Raw genomic sequence first — 16,564 nt, 5'->3', positions numbered from 1 at the left:
TCGGATCGGGACGTACTAACGACAACGCTCCGGCGCCGCTGATTCTCAAGCGAGGGTACCGGCGGCGCCAGGCCGTTCGACCAGGGTTGGCCACGGGCAAGGTTCTGATGACGAGTTTGACCGCGGACGGCGCAGGCTTCCGCAGCGACCGCGAAACGCCGGCCGGAATTGCCGCCGCCAACTTCGCCAACGCCGTGCTGACGGTGGTGGTCGCGGCATGCATTACCGCGATTCCGGTCTTCGCCCACCTGCTCCATCCGCTGGCCGGAGTCCTGTCGGTTGTGCTGCTCGCCGGGCTTTGCGCCTGGCGCATGCCGCAGACCTCGATCGTCGCGAGCATATTCGCGCTTCTGTTCCAGAATGTCTTCGTGTCGCTCGCAGTCGACCATGTCGTCAGCAGCGACGACTTCAACGTCATCCGCGGCTATAACTTCGTCACCATCGCGGTCACCTGGCTGGTGTTCACCGCGACGTTCCTCGCCGGCTGGCGGCGGCGCAACGCGGCAATCGACCCCTTCGTCAAGGTTCTCGTCGGTCTGTACATCGTTCTGGGCGTCTATTTCCTGCTCGGCTTCGCCTTCTTCGGCATGGCGGCGATCGTCTATCTGAGAAACATCGTCACGCCTCTGCTGTTCTTCCAGATATGCATGATCGCCTTCATGAGCCGGCCGGTCCGCCTCGGCCAGGCGATGACCGTCCTCTCGGTCCTCCTGCTCGCTTGCGGTTGCGTCGAGTTTTTCTGGCGCGAGCAATGGCTCGCACTGACCAACGGCTATGCCTTCTGGGAACGCTCCGCCGGCCCGAACTACATGACGATGGACTACGACAGGCACCTGCGCGAGACCGGCATCGTCATCACCGGCCTGCTCGACAGTTTCAGGATAACCTTGTTCAACACACCGCTCACCGAAGGTTACGACATCGAGGTGCTGCGCCTGTTCGGGCCGAACATGCATGCCATCAGCTTCGCCTACGCGCTCTGCTTCCTCTCCATCTTCGCGCTCTACCGCGGACGCCTCTTGCTGGCCGCGGGCCTCTTTGTGCTGCTCGTGCTCGCCAGCGCCAAAGGACCGCTGATCCTGTTTCTGCTGGTCGGCGCGAGCTGGCTCAACTTCAGGATATTCGGCGCCAAGTTCGCCTTTTTCTGCCACAGCCTCGTGATGATCGCCTACGCCGCGGTCGGCATCGTTGTGGGCCTGCGTCTCGGCGACTACCACGTCATCGGGCTGATGGGCGGTCTTCACGAATTCCTGGCAAATCCGCTAGGCGGCGGCATCGGCGCCGGCGGCAATCTGTCATCCGAATTCTCCAAGATCGACTGGCCTGCCGCCCAGGCCGCGGGCCGCACCCCCTTCGCCGTCGAGAGCGCCGTTGGCGTGCTGCTCTACCAGATCGGCGTCTTCGCCCTTGCCGTCATCGGCGCCTATGTCTGGATCGCCTGGCGCGTCCTCACGATCGCTCACAGGACCGGCAACGACCTGCAGGCGGCGGCTGCCTTCGCGCTGCTCACCATTGTCGGCACCGGCCTCTTCCAGGAAGAGGCCTATTTCGCGCCGCTTGCGCTTGCCATGTTCATGGCGCTCGCCGGCATGATCGTCGGCGCTGCCGTACGCTCCGGGCTGCTTGATCGGCCGGCCGCCGGCATGCCAACGCTTTCTTGAGGTTTTTCTGGTCCTATGGGCAACGATTCGTTACCGGCACGAGCATGATCAGCAAGAGAACGACGCGCGGACCCGCAAGGCTCCTGTTCATCCAGACGCAGGCGGAAATGGCCGGCGCACAGGAGATATCGCGGCTGCTCGGGGAAGGGCTTTCCTGCGAGGAGCGCGGTGGCGAGCCCGAGTTCGAGGTTCACCACCTTTTTTTCTATCGCAAGACCGCCGCCTTCGACCGCTGGAAGAACGTCCATTTCTGCCTCGAGGACAGCCCCAAGGGTCCGCTCTCCGTCATCCGCTTCCTGTGGAAGCTGATGCGCATGATCCGTCGCATCCAGCCGGATGTGCTTTTGACCTTCCAGCACTACGGCAACATCTTTGGCGCACCGGCGGGGCGCTTCGCCGGCGTTCCTGTCATCATCGCCAACCATGTCTCCGCCCCGGCGACGATTTCGCGAGCCGCGCGCGGCATCGACAAGGCGCTCGGTCTGCTTGGCGTCTATGACGTCATCACCGTCAATTCGAACGAGACCTGGCGCAACTACCAGTCCTATCCGTCGCGCTACCGCAAGCATCTCGTGCACGTTCCGCACGGCTTCGAGGACAAGTCGGTCGAAATCGGCCGGCAGGAGGCGAGGGCGGCCTTCGGCCTGCCGACCGGCGTCGCGCTGCTGGGCTCGGTCGCCCGGCTCCATCCACTGAAGCAGCTCGATGCCGCGATCGCCGTGCTAGCGCGCCGCCCGGCGATGCATCTCGCCATCGCCGGCCAGGGCCCTGACGAGGAGCGGCTGCGCCGAATCGCAAACGAGCTTGGCGTCGCCAAGCGCGTGCACCTGATCGGCGACATGCCGCCGCAAAAGATCGGCCTGTTTCTGGCCAGCCTCAACGTCTTCGTCTTCCCGTCGACCGCCGAGACCTTTGGCCTTGCGGCTGTGGAAGCAGCCCAGGCCGGCGTGCCCGTCGTCGCCAACGACCTGCCGGTACTGCGCGAGGTGCTGACCGTTGACGGCGAGCCCTGCGCCCTGTTCGCGGACGCCGCGAACGTCGAGGACTTCGCCGCCAAGATCGACATGGTCTTCCGGGATCCCGGACAGGCCGCGCGCATGGTTGCGCTCGGCCGCAAGCTCGCCGGCCGCTATTCGGTCGACGGCATGGTCGAGGCTTATGCCGGCCTGATCCGGCAGGCGCTCGGCACCGGCGCGAGCCGGCCCGCCGGTCCGAGCCCGCGGCCGACCGCAACGCTGCGCTCGTCGCAGCGATGACCGTCGGGCCGCCGGCTGCATCTCCGGCAAAGGTTCTCGTCCAGGTCGACGCCGGCGCGCTTGCCCGCTGGACGCTTTGGCTCGTCCAAGCCCTCGAACGCCGGGCCGGAACGCAGGTTTGCGTGCGCGTGGTCGAGCGCGGCGGGCATGATGGCAGCTCGGCGCTGGCGACGCTGCTCGCCCTGGAGCGCATGGTGCTGAGGCGGAACGGGGCCAGCGGCGCGGACCGTATCGATCGCGGCGAACTCGGTGGGGCGCGCGTAGAGCCGGCGGATTTCAAGCCCAACGTCGTCATCGACCTGACGGACGAAGGCCAGGGGGCTGCGCCGTCGCGGGCGGTTTGCCTGAGGCCGCTCTATGACGGCCATGCCGGCGAAACGGCGCTTGCTTCGGCGCTGTTCTTCCGTGGCACGCCCGAAATCTCGATAGAACGCATCATGCCCGGCGACGACGCCGGCGGCGTCATTGTCTCGGGAACGGCGTCGCTCGAGGCAGCCGCCGGCATCGGCGGCGGTATCGACGCGGTCGGCTCGCGCGTCATCATGCTGGTCGTCAAGGCGCTGTCGGCGGTCGCCGAAGATTTTCCGTTGCGAAGCGTGCCGGTGATCGACGGGCGCGAGATCGGAAACCGGGACGCCTTCATTCGCTCGGCCAAAAACGTTGCCCGGGCCGCGGCGCGCACCGCCTATCAGCTCTGCTGCCACGGATCGCATTGGCGGGTGGGCTGGCGTTTCGTCGAGACGGGCCACGACGTGTGGACGCGCCGCGATCTGTCGGGCCCGCGCTGGAACGTTCTGCGCGACCCGGTCGACCATTTTTATGCCGATCCGTTTCCGCTGTCCTGGCAGGGCAGGGACTATCTCTTCTTCGAGGACCTCGACTACAGGACCAACAAGGGCGTGATCGCCGCGGTTGCCTTCGACGACGCCGGAATACCCGGCCCGACCGTCCCTGTGCTGGAGGAGAGCTGGCATCTTTCCTACCCCTTCCTGATCGAGCGGGGCGGCGAGGTCTTCATGATTCCCGAAAGCTCGGCGCACCGCGACATCGTCATCTACCGCGCCGTCGAGTTTCCGCTGAAGTGGGAACGGCACGCCGTGCTTGTGGACCATGTCGAGGCGGCCGACGCGACCATTGTCGAGCATGATGGGCTGTTGTGGATGTTCGCCGTGGTGCGCGACGGCATCGGCGGCTATTCCGACACGCTGGCGATCTGGTCGGCCAGCGATCTTTTCGGCCCCTGGCAGCCGCATCGGCAAAATCCCGTGCTCGTCGACGACCGCACCGCGCGACCGGCTGGAAACTTCATCCGGCGAAACGGCGCCCTTTACCGGCCGGCGCAGAACTGCCGCCACGTCTATGGCGGCGCGCTCGGCTTCATGAAGGTGACGCGGCTCGATCGCGAAGGATTTGCGCAGGAGAGCGAAGGCGAGATATCAGGCGGTCGGTTCTGGCCCGGCAAGCGCCTGCATACGCTGAACTACAATGGCCGGCTGGAAGCGATCGACGGTTTTACGCTGCGGCCGAAGTCCAAATTCCTGGCCGACATCGTGGACCGTTGGAACCAGCCCAAGGCTTGATCGGGTCATTTGGTCCGCGGGATCAGCGCGTCCATCACCTTGGGATCGGGCATCCCGGTTTCGGGATCGATCAGTCCGAATCCGTCCTGGAAGTCCCAGTGCGTCCAGCCGATGCATAGCTGTTCGGCCCGCCTGCGCACGGCGGCCAGCCAGTCGATGCGGGCCTGCCTCGGTGCGTGATAGGACAGCACGCCGAACTCGTTGACGATGACCGGCTGCGCATGCGCCGCGCTCCAGTCGGCCATCGTCTCGAAGGCCGGCGTCATTGCACCCTCGGTCCACGGCGCCCCCAGTGACCGCTCCAGAATGTTTGCCGCCTCGTCGTGGCCTGCCGCCTTGAGCTCCGCGATTGTGGCCTTCATCCCGGGATCGCTTGCGCTCGCCGGAAACGGCAGGCCGCGCAGGTATCGGATCGGGTCGTCCGCGCCGCCCCAGTCAGCGCCCTGATGGGTGAAGGCGAACGGGTCGTAATAATGGACCGCGTAGACGATGTTGCGGTCGCGAAGCGGCTCCAGGCCGGCCAGTGTTTCGTGCCGCTGCGGCCCGGCGGGACCGACGACGATCGTATGGTCGGGCAGGATGCGCCTGACCGCTGCCGCAAGCCGGCCGGCCACCGGCCACCAATTTGCGCTGTCGGTCTGCGGCTCGTTGAGAAGCTCGACCGCTAGCTTCTCGGGGTCGAGGAAGCGCACACGCTTCGCAATGGCCTGCCACAAATCGCCAAGGCGCGCTTCGGCTGTGCCGGGCTCGCGCTGGAAGATGCCGCCGGCGTGAAGGTCGAGCGAGACGGCGTAGTCCAAGCTGAAGAGCAGGATGATCTGCTCGAACATCTTTTCGAGATAGGCGTCGCGTTGCGGTCCGGAGAGGCTGCTGTCGTCGAGGAGCAGCCGGATATGGGTAAAACCTCTGTCCCGCAAGGCTTGAAGCTGCGCGGCGGTCGGACGCCGGCCCTCCCCCTCGCTGTCCCAACCCGGCAGGTTGACCCCGCGCCGCATCGCCGCCAGCAGTTTAGGGTTGGGAAAAGTCTCGAGGGCTGCGCAGGTTCGGTCGGCGGCGCCGGCGCTCCCTCCCGCAAGCATTGCGGCTACGGCGAAGCCGACCGCCGCGACAAGCGGGCGCACCCGCAAGGCCGCCGCGTCCGCGGTCACGCCGAGTGACGGATGAGCGCGCCGATCGCCTGCGGATTGGTGGTGAGGTAGCGCAGGGCGAGCCGGCGCGGTTCCAGCCAGACGCGGTAGAGCCACTCCAGCCCCGCGGCCTGCATCCATGCCGGCGCGCGCGAGTTCTTGCCGGAGATGAAATCGAACAGCCCGCCCGAGGTCTTGATGACCCCGACGCCGGTCAGCCGGTCGATGTTGCGGTCGATGAACTGCTGCTCCAGCGGCACGCCGAGGCCGATCCACAATATGTCGGGTCTCGCGGCGTTGATGCCGGCGATCACCGCCTCCTCTTCGTCGCGGCTGAAATAGCCGTTGCGGCGTCCGACGAAAATCAGTCTCGGATAGCGCCTCTGCATCTCCTCGACCGCCTTGGCGTTCACCTCTTCGCTTGCGCCGAGGAAATAGAACGAGACGCCTGCGTCCTCCGCGAGCTTCGCCACCTCTTGCACCAGATCGGTGGTGGCGACGCGTTCCGGCAGCGGACGCTTGGAGAACATCTTCGAATAGAGCACCATCGGCATGCCGTCGGCATGGATCTGGTCGGCCTTGCGCATCAGCGAAAGGAAGGCCGCGTCCTTGCCGCAGAGCGCCAGCACCTGTCCGTTGGCCGAGGTCGAGTAGAACGGCCGGCGGCCTTTGCCCCGGCTCTCCAGCGCATGCGCGACAAAGCCGCGCGCCGAGGAGGCGACGTCTGTCTGCGCGATGGCAAGCCGGCCAAGAAAACTCGTCGGCCACTCCATCATGGGCTTTTCGGTCGACACGCTGGTACTCGATCGTTTGTTCTTTGCCGCAGGATCGATCCTGCGCGTTTCCGCCCTTCGATGACGTAGGTGGCGGATATTATCTTGGATTGGTTGACGTTCTTTCAATCCGATCGTTGCGCCATGGTTAACTTCGTGAAGAAAACTCTCACGCAATCGCTAAAGTTTTAGCAAATTCCGGTCGGGTTTCGCCTATTTTCCCAGTTCCACCGACCTCGCCCGCGCCGCCTCGACCGCGTCGGCGAGCAGGGTCTTCAGCCGGTCCCCGCTCATCAGCACATCGAGCGCGGCGGCCGTCGTTCCGTTTGGGCTGGTTACTTGCTTGCGCAGCACGGCCGGGTCCTCGCGGCTTGTCGCTGCAAGCGAGGCGGCGCCGTAGACCGTCTGCATGGCGAGCAGCTTCGCCGTCTCTGGCGGCAGGCCCGCCTTCTCGGCGGCGGCCGTCAGGCATTCGATGAAATGGAAGACGTAGGCCGGGCCGGAGCCGGAGACCGCGGTCACGGCGTCCATCAGCCCCTCGTCGTTTATCGTCGCGACCTCGCCGCTCGCCGACAGCAGATCGCCGACGAACGCCTTTGTCTTCTCGGCGACGTCAGGATTGGAGAAGACCACCATCATGCCCTTGCCGATCGCGGCCGGCGTGTTCGGCATGCAGCGCATGACGGCGGCGCCGGCGCCGAGGATTTCGGTGAAGGTCGCGGTGGCCGTGCCGGCTGCGATGCTGAGGAAAGTCGATTTCCCGGCAAAACCCTTGTAGCCGGCGACCACCTCGCGGATGACTTGCGGCTTGACCGCTATGACGATGATGTCCGGCGACAGATTGCCCGGCAGCTCGCCGTTCGACGCGGCCACGATGCTGCCGAGCCGCCCCGCCCGATGCCGGAGGTCCTCGTTCGGCTCGACGACCAACGTCTCGGAGGCCGCGAGCTTGCCCGAGCTCAGCCAGCCCGACAGCATGGCGTATCCCATATTGCCGCACCCGACGAGAAGCACACGAACGGTCATCTGAACCTCCATCGCGATCCACGCCCACCGGCCTTGCGATGGCGCCGCTTTTAACACTGTCGGGAGCCTGCGCAACTTTCGGTTTCGCGGCATCGGACGCCGCAAAGGCCGATTGCCCGCGCCCGCGTTCCGCATTATGCGGGTGCATCTTGAAGTCCTGAGGGTGGGTCATGGCCGAAATCATCGACGGAAAACTGGTCGCGGAAGATGTCGTCGCGACGGTCAAGCGCCTGACCGCCGATCTCACCGCCAAGGGCCATGCCGCGCCCGGCCTCGCGGTCGTCATCGTCGGGGAGGACCCGGCCAGCCAGGTCTATGTCTCGTCCAAGGGCAAGAAGGCCAAGGAATGCGGCTTCCTGTCGGTCCAGCACACGCTGCCGGCCGGCACGAGCGAAGCCGACCTCCTGAATCTGATCGGCGACCTCAACGCCGATACGTCAATCGACGGCATACTGGTGCAGCTGCCGCTGCCCGGCCACATCGATTCCGGCAAGGTCATCCAGACGATCGCGCCGGGGAAGGACGTCGACGGCTTCCATTTCGTCAATGTCGGAAAGCTCGGCACCGGCGAACTGGAGACCGCCTTCGTTCCGTGCACGCCGGCCGGATCGATGATCCTGATCGAGCGGGTGCGCGGCAAGGACCTGTCAGGCCTCAACGCCGTCGTCGTCGGCCGCTCCAACATCGTCGGCAAGCCGATGGCGAACCTGCTGCTCGCCGCCAACTGCACCGTGACCATCGCCCACAGCCGTACGAAGGACCTGCCGGCGCTTGCCCGCACCGCCGACATCCTCGTCGCCGCCGTCGGCCGTCCCGAGATGGTCAAGGGCGACTGGGTAAAGCCGGGTGCCACGGTCATCGACGTCGGCATCAACCGCGTGCCGGCGCCGGAGAAGGGCGAGGGCAAGCACCGGCTGGTCGGCGACGTCGCCTTCGCCGAAGCCGAGAAGAACGCCGGCGCCATCACGCCCGTGCCCGGCGGCGTCGGACCGATGACCATCGCGCTCCTGATGGCCAACACGCTCGTCTCGGCCTATCTCAAGGCCGGGCTGAAGCGGCCGTCCTTCTGAACGGGCAGCGAACGGGGGCGCTCCTATGCCGATGCCGCCGCTTGCTGTAGACATGCCGGCCATGCCCGAGCTGAAAGAGGGGGGCCGGCAGTTCGCGTTCCTGCTGGTCGACAAATTTTCGATGTTCTCGCTGGCCGCCGCGATCGACGCGTGCCGCTCGGCGAACCGTCTGCTCGGGCGCGACTACTACGGCTGGACGACCGTTTCTGCCGACGGCGAGGCGGTTATGGCCTCGAACGGCATACCGATCAAGATCGACTACGGCGTCAACGACATTCCGCCGGTCGACATCCTCTTCGTCGCGGTCGGCCTGTCCACCGAATTCCCCGGCAAGTCGAAGGTGCTCGGCGCGCTCAGAAACTGGGGCCGGCGCGGCGGCGCGCTCGGCGCGCTCTCGGTCGGCTCCTACCTTCTCGCCGAGGCCGGGCAGCTCGAGGGCTACCGCTGCACCATCCATTGGGAGAATCGCGCCGGCTTCATGGAGCGTTTCCCTGATATCAACTGCACCGGCAACGTCTACGAGATCGACCGCAAGCGCTACACTTGCGCAGGAGGCACCACCTCGATCGACCTGATGCTGGAGATCATCCGCGGCGACTTCGGCTCCAACATCGCCAACGGCGTCGCCAACCAGTTCCAGCACGAACGCATCCGCTCTGCCGGCGACCGGCAGCGCGTCGGACCGGAGCGCGACTTGACGGGCAAGTCGGAGAAGCTTCGCAAGATCGTCGAGCTGATGGCCGACAACCTCGACGAGCCGTTTTCCGCCGTGCAGCTCGCCAAGTCGGCCGGCCTTTCGGTGCGGCAGGTCGAACGGCTCTTCCTGCGCCATCTTTCGATGACGCCCGGGCGCTACTACATGCGGCTGCGGCTCGAACGCGCCCGCGAGCTTCTGCGCCAGACCAACATGCCGATCCTGGACGTGGCGATCGCCACCGGCTTCACCTCGCATTCCTATTTCGCGCAGAGCTACCGCCTGCAGTTCGGCCGCCCGCCGAGCGAGGAACGCCGTACGACGTACTGAGCGTCTCAGAAGGCGAGGCTGAAGGCGGCCTTGAAGGCCTGGCTGGTTGCGCCGTCGCCGAACTGTCCAGAATAAGCGAGGGCGAACCGCGAGGCAGCGCCCGTCCCGACATCCAGGCCGAGTTCGACGATTGCCGCGTCGCGGGCGATCGGCGTTCCGGCTATGCCGAAGGGGTTTTCGCCCGCGAAGGCGAGATCGATTCTGGGCACCGTGTCTCCGAAAGCGTGCCGCCAGCCGAGGAAACTCGACGCCTGCGCCTTGAAGCTGCCGATGTCGAACGGCGCTCTTGCCCTGACCCCAAGCGTCGAGAAGGTCGCGTCGGCGCTGGTTCCGTCGCTTGTCAGCGCCGCGTCGCCGCCGTCCTCGGTGAAGTCATCGGTTCCGACATCGACATAGGCGAGGGCTGCGGTCGGCTCGAAGGTCGCCGCACCTGCCTGGAGCGCGTAGCTGGCCTCGCCGAAGAGCTGCGCCGTGTGTCCATCGTAGTCCGCCTCCGTGCTGTCGGAAAAGCCCTGGAAGGCGATGGCCCGTGCCGTGTCGATGCTCTGCCAGGCGTAGGCGACGCCGCCGCGCAGGGAGAACTCGCCCCACTGGCCCCCGCCATAGGCGGCGAGATGAAAACTGTCGGCCGAGCCGGAGGAGTTGCGCGCGTCGACGTCGAATGTCGCGCGGCTGTATCCGACAAGCGCGCCTGCCTGCCAGGCGTCGCCAAGCTCGCCGTCGAGGCCTGCGAAGATTCCGGCGGAATCGTAGTCGAAGTCTGCGGCGTTGCCGTCACCGTCGAGGTCCGTCTGCGCGCCGTAGGCCTGCGCCCAGACGCTCCGTTCGCCCGAACCGCTGCCCTCCCGCAGCCTGCCGAGCGCCGCTTCGCGAACATGGCGGCTGTCATCCAGCAGAAGCCCGGCGACGGACGCATGGATCTCGCCCGATAGCTGGTCGAACGCATAGCGCGCCTCCGGAATGTCGAGCACCAGCACGGCGTCGTAGATCGGGTTGCCGCTTTCGAGACCCTGCACGCCCGTTCCCGTGGCGCGCTGGTTGGGCGTGCCGCCGATGGCGTCGAAATCGATGCCGTTGTTGTCGAGCGTCAGATAGACGTTGTTGGCGTCGTAGGTGAGGGTCGGCGCCAGGAAGGCGAAGTTCGAGGTGACCCCGGAGAAGATGCCGCTTCGTCCGCCGGTCGTGGAGACGATCGTGTATTGCGTCGACGGCGCGTAGCTGCCGCTTGCGGCCAGCACCGACACCGTGCCGCCGTTGATCGCGACAGTGCCCGTCACGTCAACGAGGTCTGTCTGACCGGCTGCGTTGACCTCTGTCTCCAGCGTGGAGCCGGCATCGAAGGCGAGTGATCCCTGGACCGACAGCGTGCCGATCGAATTGCCTGCGGCGATCGTGCCCTTGTTGGTCACCGCGCCGACGATCGTTCCACCTCCACCGAGCCTGGCGAGCGGATCGACCGTGACCGTGGGGCTGGTCAAGGTCCCGTTGACGCTGAGCAGGCCGGCTTCCACCGACGCGCTGGTCGTGAATGTGCCCGCGCCCGTCATCTCCCAGTCAGTGCCCTGCATCTTCAATTTCTCGAACGCGAGGAATTTGGCCGCGCTTTCCGCGCCGGTGCCCAGCAACACCAACTCGTCTACGCCGCTTCCGCCCTGGACAAGGCCGTTCAGCACGGAACCCGTATCGAGATTGAGCGTACGGGCGTAATTGCTGGCGAAATTGATCGCCCTTGTCGCGCCGGTGATCGTACCGCTGTTGGTGACTGTTCCCGCCCGGCCCAGATAAAGGCCGTCGCTGGAAGTGGACTGGATCGTGCCGCTGTTGGTGATGGCACCGCCCCCGGTGGCTTCGACGGCGGGACCTCGGGTTGATCTGATGGAGCCTGCATTGTCGAACGATGTGAAGACACCGGTGACGCTGGCGTAGACGCCGTTATAGTCGCCGAAGATCACGCCGGTGCTTGTATTGGTGAACGTCGCCGGCCCGCCCTGGATGAGCACGCCTGTGCTGAAGCCGGTCGTCTTGGTCGCCTCGATCCTGCCGCTGTTGAACAGGGTGCGCGACGTGCCTTGTCCGATTGAGACTGCGTTGAGGCCAGTCTCGGTCTTGATCGTGCCGCCTAAATAGTTATTGACCGTCCCGCCGAACCACATCGTGACGCCTTCGACGCCGCCTGTGATCGTTCCGTAGTTGTTCAGAGTGCCGGGGCCGCCGGCCGGCGGCAGGGCGAATGGCTTGTAGCCGAAGGTGAGCGCAGTCAGGCTGCCGGTCACGCTTGCGCCGCTCGCATTGGTAAACGTGCCGCCCTGATCGAGCTTCACGGTGTTGCCGCCGGTCACGATCCCGTCGTTGGCCACTGACCAAGCCTGCAGCGTCGCGCTGATGGCCGGGTTCCCAGGGCCGACCGTGACGCCGCTGGCAATGTGAGCCGTGGAGCCGGTCTCGGCGTCGAGATTAACGGCCGGCGTATCCGCGGTGATTTCGACGTCTGCTGCGCGGGCGGCGGATAGTGCGCCCGCGAATGCCATCGCCAGTGCGCTCGCTCCCGAAAGCCACGGCCTGCTCCGGAAGCACCCAACCCCACCCCTTGCGGCAATCACTTCGCTACTCCACTATTTCCCCGTTCGACCCGTGCTGGGCGACCGGTCCGGTCTTTCCGTCGCGCCGTCCCCCGACGCGGGATTCGAATGGTGGGTAACGCTAGCCTCTGCCGCGTCCCGGAAGCCTCCGGCGAATGCGGACAGATGCGGGCGATATGGGACAACAGGGCTGGTTCGAATGATCGTTCGCCATCGCCGCCTGCGCGACTGGAAGGAAATCGCTGCCTTTTTCGGGCGCGACGAACGGACCGTGCGCCGCTGGGAGCGGCAGCGCGGCCTGCCGGTGCACCGCGTTTCCGGCGGGGCACGCAACCTGGTCTTTGCTTACACCGACGAGTTGGAGAACTGGCTGCGAGGCGGCGAACCACTCGCCAAGGAGGAAGCGGAGGAAATCGCGCCGACTGTGGAGGATCCGGAAGAATCGTCCGAAGCCGCGCTGCCCGTGCCCTTGGCCACTCCATCGCCTGCCTGGCGAAACCGCCGATCTCTCGCGATCGCTGCATGCATCGTCGGTCTGGTCGCCGTCACCGGCGCCGTGACGGCCGTTATCAGGCCGGCCTTGCCGATCAAGGTCGCCTATGCGCCCGAGCCGCGCGTCCAGAACCTCTATCTCGACGCGGTCTATTCGCTCGGCACCCGGCAGGCGGGCGGCCTAACGCATGCCATGCAGCTTTTGACCGAGGCGACGACGCTCGATCCCAACTATGCGGACGCCTATGCCAGGCTGGCCGATGCCTACAACATGATCAGCCAGTATACGCTGATGCCGGCTGGCGAGGCCTATCCCCGCGCGCTGGCCGCCGCCAACCGGGCGATCGAGCTTGAGCCGGGCAATGCCGGGGCCTACGCCGCTCTCGCTTTCACCACCTTCTACTGGACGAAGGATTTCGAGAAATCGCGCAACCTATTCGAACAGGCGATCGACCTCGATCCGGATGCGGCGCAGACGCATCACTGGTACGCGCTGACGCTGATGGTCACCGGCGAAACTGCGATTCCGCTGCGCGAGATAAGTAGGGCGCAGGAGCTCAATTCGGAGTCGCGCGCCATCATCGCGAACAAGGCGCTGATCCTCTTCCACGCAGGTCATGCCGACGAAGCCCTGACGGTTCTCGAGCAGTTGTCCCTTGCAGAGCCGAACTTGCGGTCGCCGCATGAATATCTGGCCACGATCTATCTCGACGAAGGCCGTCTCACCGACTTCCTGCGCGAATACAGGGCGTCCGCGGAAATCTCCAAAAACAACGCGCGCATAGCGATTGCGGATGCAGCCGAGAAGGGCCTGCGCGCTTCGGGCAGCGAGGGCCTTCTCCCGGCGATGCTCGACGAACAGATCCGCCAGTTCGAGAAGAATATGGAACCGGCCTACAAGGTCGCGACCACTGCCGCGATTCTCGGCCGCGTCGACGATGCCATTCGCTACCTCGAGGAATCGATCAGGCGGCGCGAAGGCGACACACTCGGCGCGCGCATCGATCCGGCCTTCAAGCGGCTGCGCAACGATGCGCGCTACCGAGCGATCGTCGAGCGCCTTGGCTTCAGGCCGGCCGAAGAAGCCGGTGCGTGAGCGGCGGGCAAGTGGTGGGCGGCTTGGCGATGGTGTGATCGCCTCGCGCCTTGCCAGCGTCGGGGGCCTCCTCTAGCGTCGTGCGCGGCGGACTGAGCTGATTCACCGGGAGGCGGCATGGCATTCCTTTCACGCGGCGTGTTTGCGGCGCTGATCGTCTTCTGGATGACCGCGCCGGGCTTGGCGGCCGACCGCGCCATCATCGTGCTCGATGCGTCCGGCTCCATGTGGGGCCAGATCGACGGCAGGCCGAAGGTGGACATCGCCCGCGAGACGCTGCGGAAGGTACTGCAATCCGTCCCGGCCGACATGGAGCTTGGCCTGATGGCCTATGGCCATCGCGAGAAGGGCTCGTGCGCCGACATCGAACTCGTCGTGCCGCCGGCGGCCGGCAGCGCACCCGCGATAATGACTGCCGCCGACGCGATGAAGTTCCTCGGCAAGACCCCGCTGACATCAGCCGTCCGGCAGGCTGCCAAGGCGCTGAGATACAATGAGGAGAAGTCGACCGTCATCCTGATCACCGACGGCATCGAGACTTGCGAGGCCGACCCTTGCGCGCTCGGCCAGGAACTCGAGGCGTCCGGCGTCGATTTCACCGCCCATGTCGTCGGCTTCGGCCTGACGGCGGAAGAGGGCAGGGAGGTCGCGTGCCTCGCCGAAAACACCGGCGGCAAATATCTGCAGGCCTCCGACGCGGCGGCGCTAAAGGATGCGCTGACGGCCACCGTCGTCGCCCCCGAACCGGCGCCCGAGCCTGAACCGGCGCCAGCGCCTCCCGTTGTCGCCGAACCGGCTCCGCCGCCTGCGCCTGAGCCGGCCCCTGAACCGGCCCCGGAGCCGGCCCCTGAACCGGCAAAGCCGGAGTTCAATTTCACGCCGTCGCTGGTGATGGCCGCGGGCAGCGCCCCTCTGGGCGACGAAGGGCAAGCCTGGGAGATAAGCAAGGCCAGGGCCGACGGCGGCGCCGGCGACTATCTCGCGACCGAGTACGGCCTCTACAAGGGCTCGCTGGAACCGGGCGACTACGTCGTGCGTGCGCGGCTCGGCGAAGCCAGTGCGGAGCAGAAGCTCAAGGTTGAGGCAGGGCAGGTCTACGCCCCCGTTTTCGTTCTCGATGCCGGCACGCTGGTCGTCCGGCCTCGCCCCAGCGAAGGCGCGGAGGTCGACAGCGGCGCGACCGTGATCGTCGATTTTCCGGGCGAAGGGGATGGCACCTATTACGGCGAGACGAAGATCGTGCTGCCGGCTGGCGAGCAGAAGCTCATCGTCCGCATTGGAAAGGGCGAGGCAAGCGAGACGTTCGAGCTTGCCGCGGGCCGGACCGTCGAGAAGGACATCGTGGTTGGGGTTGGCCAGGTGACCACCAACGCGCTCTACGCCGCGGGCGGAGAGAAGGTCGATTCCTCGTCGATGTTCGTGCGCATCCTCAGGGCGAAGAAGAAGATCGACGGCTCCCGCGAGGAGATCGCCTATTCTTATGGCGCCGACCAGAAATTTGGCCTGCCGACCGGCGACTATGTCGCGCGCATCGATATGGACAAGGCCTTCGCCGAGCAGCCCTTCAACATCCGTGCCGGCGAGACAAAGGATGTCACTGCCGTGCTCGACGCCGGCGTGCTGGTCATCACCGCGCCGGGCAGCAAGGATATCATGGTCTTTGCCGCCAAGCCGGACATCCAGGGCGAGCGCAAGGAGTTCGGCTATGGTTTCGACGGCGCGCACCAGACCACGCTGCCGGCCGGCGACTATGTCGTCGTGACGGACCGGCGGGACGGGAGCCCGGTGAAGGAGACGCCGGCCACCGTCAAGGCCGGCGAGCGGGCGGAACTGACGATAGAGTGACGGGAAGTCCGGCGGCCTCGAGGAAGCGGCCGATCCGCGCCCTGACATCTTCGCCGCGCCCGACCAGCAGATGACCGCCGCTGTCGTAGACGACGAGTTGCGACCCCGCGATCCGGTCTGCCGCGAATTCGGCGGCCGGCAGCGTGTTGAACAGGTCGTCAAGGGCCGAGATGATCATCGTCGGCACGGCGATGCCGCCCAGCGGCACTTCATGCAGGTCCGGGTTGCTGTCGATGTTGATTCCCCGGAAGCGGAGGGACAATGGCTGCACGCTCCTGACCACGTCCATGACCCGGTCCCGTTCCGCCCGCGACGCGCCCTTCAGCACAGCGGGCGCGACGCCCAGAAAGCGCACAAGCACCGATGGCGCGATCCTCTCGGCGGCCCACCAGGCGAAAATCGCCGCCGGCATTGACCGCCCAGAAGGCGAAGCTGTTGCCTCTGTTCGCTGCGATCGAGACCGGATCGCTGGGCGAATAGAGTCCCGGAACGATTAGGATCAGGGCGGCGACCTTTTGCGGATGGCGAATAGCCAGTTCGACCGCCGATCGCGCGCCCGCCGAGACGCCGACGACGATTGCGCTCGGTATCTGCAGCCTGGACAGCAGCGCCGCATGCGCATCCGCCTGGGCGGCCGGGGAGGCGTCCCGCGGAACCGGGCTGCGCAGATAGCCGAAACGGGAAGGCGCGATGACCCGGAAGCCGTCGCCGACAAGTTCCGCCGCGTTGGCGAGACCCTGATCGAAGCCGCCGCCGGCGCCGTGGATCGAAAGCAGCGCGGCGCCGGTACCTCGCTCGGCATATTCGATCGGGCCGGCAACGGTTTCGACAAGCTGGCTGCCCTCGCGCGCGGCATGGCGTGCGGCGGCAAGATCGCGCCGGCAGGCGAGGGCGGCCACGCCGACTGCCGCGGCTGCGGCCACGAGCGCCGCCGACGCGACAAGCCCAAGCCCACCCATTGTGGGATACTCCATGGCGCTTAGATAAATACCGCATTCAGACCCGGAGCCGTTTGATTTCGCTCAAGTCGCCGGC

At 66.1% G+C, this 16,564-nt stretch carries 11 protein-coding genes and 1 pseudogene; 7 read left to right on the top strand and 5 right to left on the bottom strand.

The genetic code is table 11. The annotated features are described in order from the left end of the window. Window positions 1-107: 107 nt before the first annotated feature. The 3 genes from ABLE71_RS01995 to ABLE71_RS01985 are packed head-to-tail and all read left to right on the top strand — an operon-like array spanning window position 108 to window position 4,497. Window positions 108-1,661 carry a hypothetical protein gene (locus ABLE71_RS01995; RefSeq protein ID WP_348781697.1) on the top strand — a complete coding sequence of 518 codons (1,554 nt, stop codon included), beginning with the start codon at window positions 108-110 and terminating at the stop codon, window positions 1,659-1,661. A 44-nt stretch (window positions 1,662-1,705) separates the two neighbouring features. Next, a complete protein-coding gene (locus ABLE71_RS01990; protein ID WP_348781696.1) occupies window positions 1,706-2,917 on the top strand; it encodes a glycosyltransferase family 4 protein in 1,212 nt (403 codons plus the stop codon). Further along, complete coding sequence (locus tag ABLE71_RS01985; RefSeq protein WP_348781695.1) at window positions 2,914-4,497, top strand: hypothetical protein; 1,584 nt, start codon at window positions 2,914-2,916, stop codon at window positions 4,495-4,497. The genes ABLE71_RS01990 and ABLE71_RS01985 overlap by 4 nt, the downstream gene beginning before the upstream one ends. 5 nt (window positions 4,498-4,502) lie before the next feature. Here the strand turns inward: ABLE71_RS01985 and ABLE71_RS01980 are convergent, their stop codons facing one another. From ABLE71_RS01980 to proC, 3 genes are all read right to left on the bottom strand, one after another. After that, complete coding sequence (locus ABLE71_RS01980; RefSeq protein ID WP_348781694.1) at window positions 4,503-5,645, bottom strand: cellulase family glycosylhydrolase; 1,143 nt, start codon at window positions 5,643-5,645, stop codon at window positions 4,503-4,505. Beyond that, entirely contained in the window at window positions 5,642-6,397 is a 756-nt protein-coding gene (locus ABLE71_RS01975) for a WecB/TagA/CpsF family glycosyltransferase (protein ID WP_348783633.1), read from the bottom strand. Before ABLE71_RS01975 ends, ABLE71_RS01980 begins: the two co-directional genes overlap by 4 nt. A 213-nt stretch (window positions 6,398-6,610) precedes the next feature. After that, window positions 6,611-7,423, bottom strand: a complete 813-nt coding sequence (gene proC / locus ABLE71_RS01970) for a pyrroline-5-carboxylate reductase (protein WP_348781693.1) — start codon at window positions 7,421-7,423, stop codon at window positions 6,611-6,613. 170 nt (window positions 7,424-7,593) lie between these two features. On the opposite strand from proC, the gene folD reads away from it, so the two are divergent. Together folD and ABLE71_RS01960 are read left to right on the top strand one after the other, a co-directional pair. Then, a complete protein-coding gene (gene folD, locus ABLE71_RS01965) occupies window positions 7,594-8,493 on the top strand; it encodes a bifunctional methylenetetrahydrofolate dehydrogenase/methenyltetrahydrofolate cyclohydrolase FolD (RefSeq protein ID WP_348781692.1) in 900 nt (299 codons plus the stop codon). Window positions 8,494-8,554: 61 nt separating this feature from the next. After that, a complete protein-coding gene (locus tag ABLE71_RS01960) occupies window positions 8,555-9,517 on the top strand; it encodes a GlxA family transcriptional regulator (protein WP_348781691.1) in 963 nt (320 codons plus the stop codon). Window positions 9,518-9,522: 5 nt separating this feature from the next. Here ABLE71_RS01960 and ABLE71_RS01955 read toward each other — a convergent pair whose 3' ends face one another. Further along, window positions 9,523-12,045 (bottom strand): autotransporter domain-containing protein, encoded by a 2,523-nt coding sequence (locus ABLE71_RS01955; RefSeq protein ID WP_348781690.1) that lies wholly within the window; start codon window positions 12,043-12,045, stop codon window positions 9,523-9,525. Window positions 12,046-12,295: 250 nt separating this feature from the next. Here ABLE71_RS01955 and ABLE71_RS01950 point away from each other — a divergent pair, with 250 nt between their 5' ends. Continuing rightward, window positions 12,296-13,684, top strand: coding sequence for a hypothetical protein (locus ABLE71_RS01950; RefSeq protein ID WP_348781689.1), 1,389 nt, complete (start codon window positions 12,296-12,298; stop codon window positions 13,682-13,684). A gap of 117 nt (window positions 13,685-13,801) precedes the next feature. Continuing rightward, a complete protein-coding gene (locus ABLE71_RS01945; protein WP_348781688.1) occupies window positions 13,802-15,529 on the top strand; it encodes a VWA domain-containing protein in 1,728 nt (575 codons plus the stop codon). Here the strand turns inward: ABLE71_RS01945 and ABLE71_RS01940 are convergent. Continuing rightward, a pseudogene (locus ABLE71_RS01940) lies at window positions 15,492-16,488 on the bottom strand (alpha/beta hydrolase). The gene ABLE71_RS01945 and the pseudogene ABLE71_RS01940 sit on opposite strands and share 38 nt — an antisense overlap. Window positions 16,489-16,564: the final 76 nt, after the last annotated feature.

This window comes from Mesorhizobium sp. KR9-304 (assembly GCF_040049215.1).
GTDB lineage: Bacteria > Pseudomonadota > Alphaproteobacteria > Rhizobiales > Rhizobiaceae > Mesorhizobium_K.
The sequence above is the reverse complement of the archived record's forward strand: the minus strand, read 5'-3'. Positions and strand labels throughout refer to the sequence as shown.

Excerpts from the sequence above, each read along its gene's own strand:
- ABLE71_RS01995 (WP_348781697.1), top strand. The coding sequence starts at position 108 with ATGACGAGTTTGACCGCGGACGGCGCAGGCTTCCGCAGCGACCGCGAA.
- ABLE71_RS01990 (WP_348781696.1), top strand. The coding sequence starts at position 1,706 with ATGATCAGCAAGAGAACGACGCGCGGACCCGCAAGGCTCCTGTTCATC.
- ABLE71_RS01985 (WP_348781695.1), top strand. The coding sequence starts at position 2,914 with ATGACCGTCGGGCCGCCGGCTGCATCTCCGGCAAAGGTTCTCGTCCAG.
- ABLE71_RS01975 (WP_348783633.1), bottom strand. The coding sequence starts at position 6,397 with ATGGAGTGGCCGACGAGTTTTCTTGGCCGGCTTGCCATCGCGCAGACA.
- proC (WP_348781693.1), bottom strand. The coding sequence starts at position 7,423 with ATGACCGTTCGTGTGCTTCTCGTCGGGTGCGGCAATATGGGATACGCC.
- folD (WP_348781692.1), top strand. The coding sequence starts at position 7,594 with ATGGCCGAAATCATCGACGGAAAACTGGTCGCGGAAGATGTCGTCGCG.
- ABLE71_RS01960 (WP_348781691.1), top strand. The coding sequence starts at position 8,555 with ATGCCCGAGCTGAAAGAGGGGGGCCGGCAGTTCGCGTTCCTGCTGGTC.
- ABLE71_RS01955 (WP_348781690.1), bottom strand. The coding sequence starts at position 12,045 with ATGGCATTCGCGGGCGCACTATCCGCCGCCCGCGCAGCAGACGTCGAA.
- ABLE71_RS01950 (WP_348781689.1), top strand. The coding sequence starts at position 12,296 with ATGATCGTTCGCCATCGCCGCCTGCGCGACTGGAAGGAAATCGCTGCC.
- ABLE71_RS01945 (WP_348781688.1), top strand. The coding sequence starts at position 13,802 with ATGGCATTCCTTTCACGCGGCGTGTTTGCGGCGCTGATCGTCTTCTGG.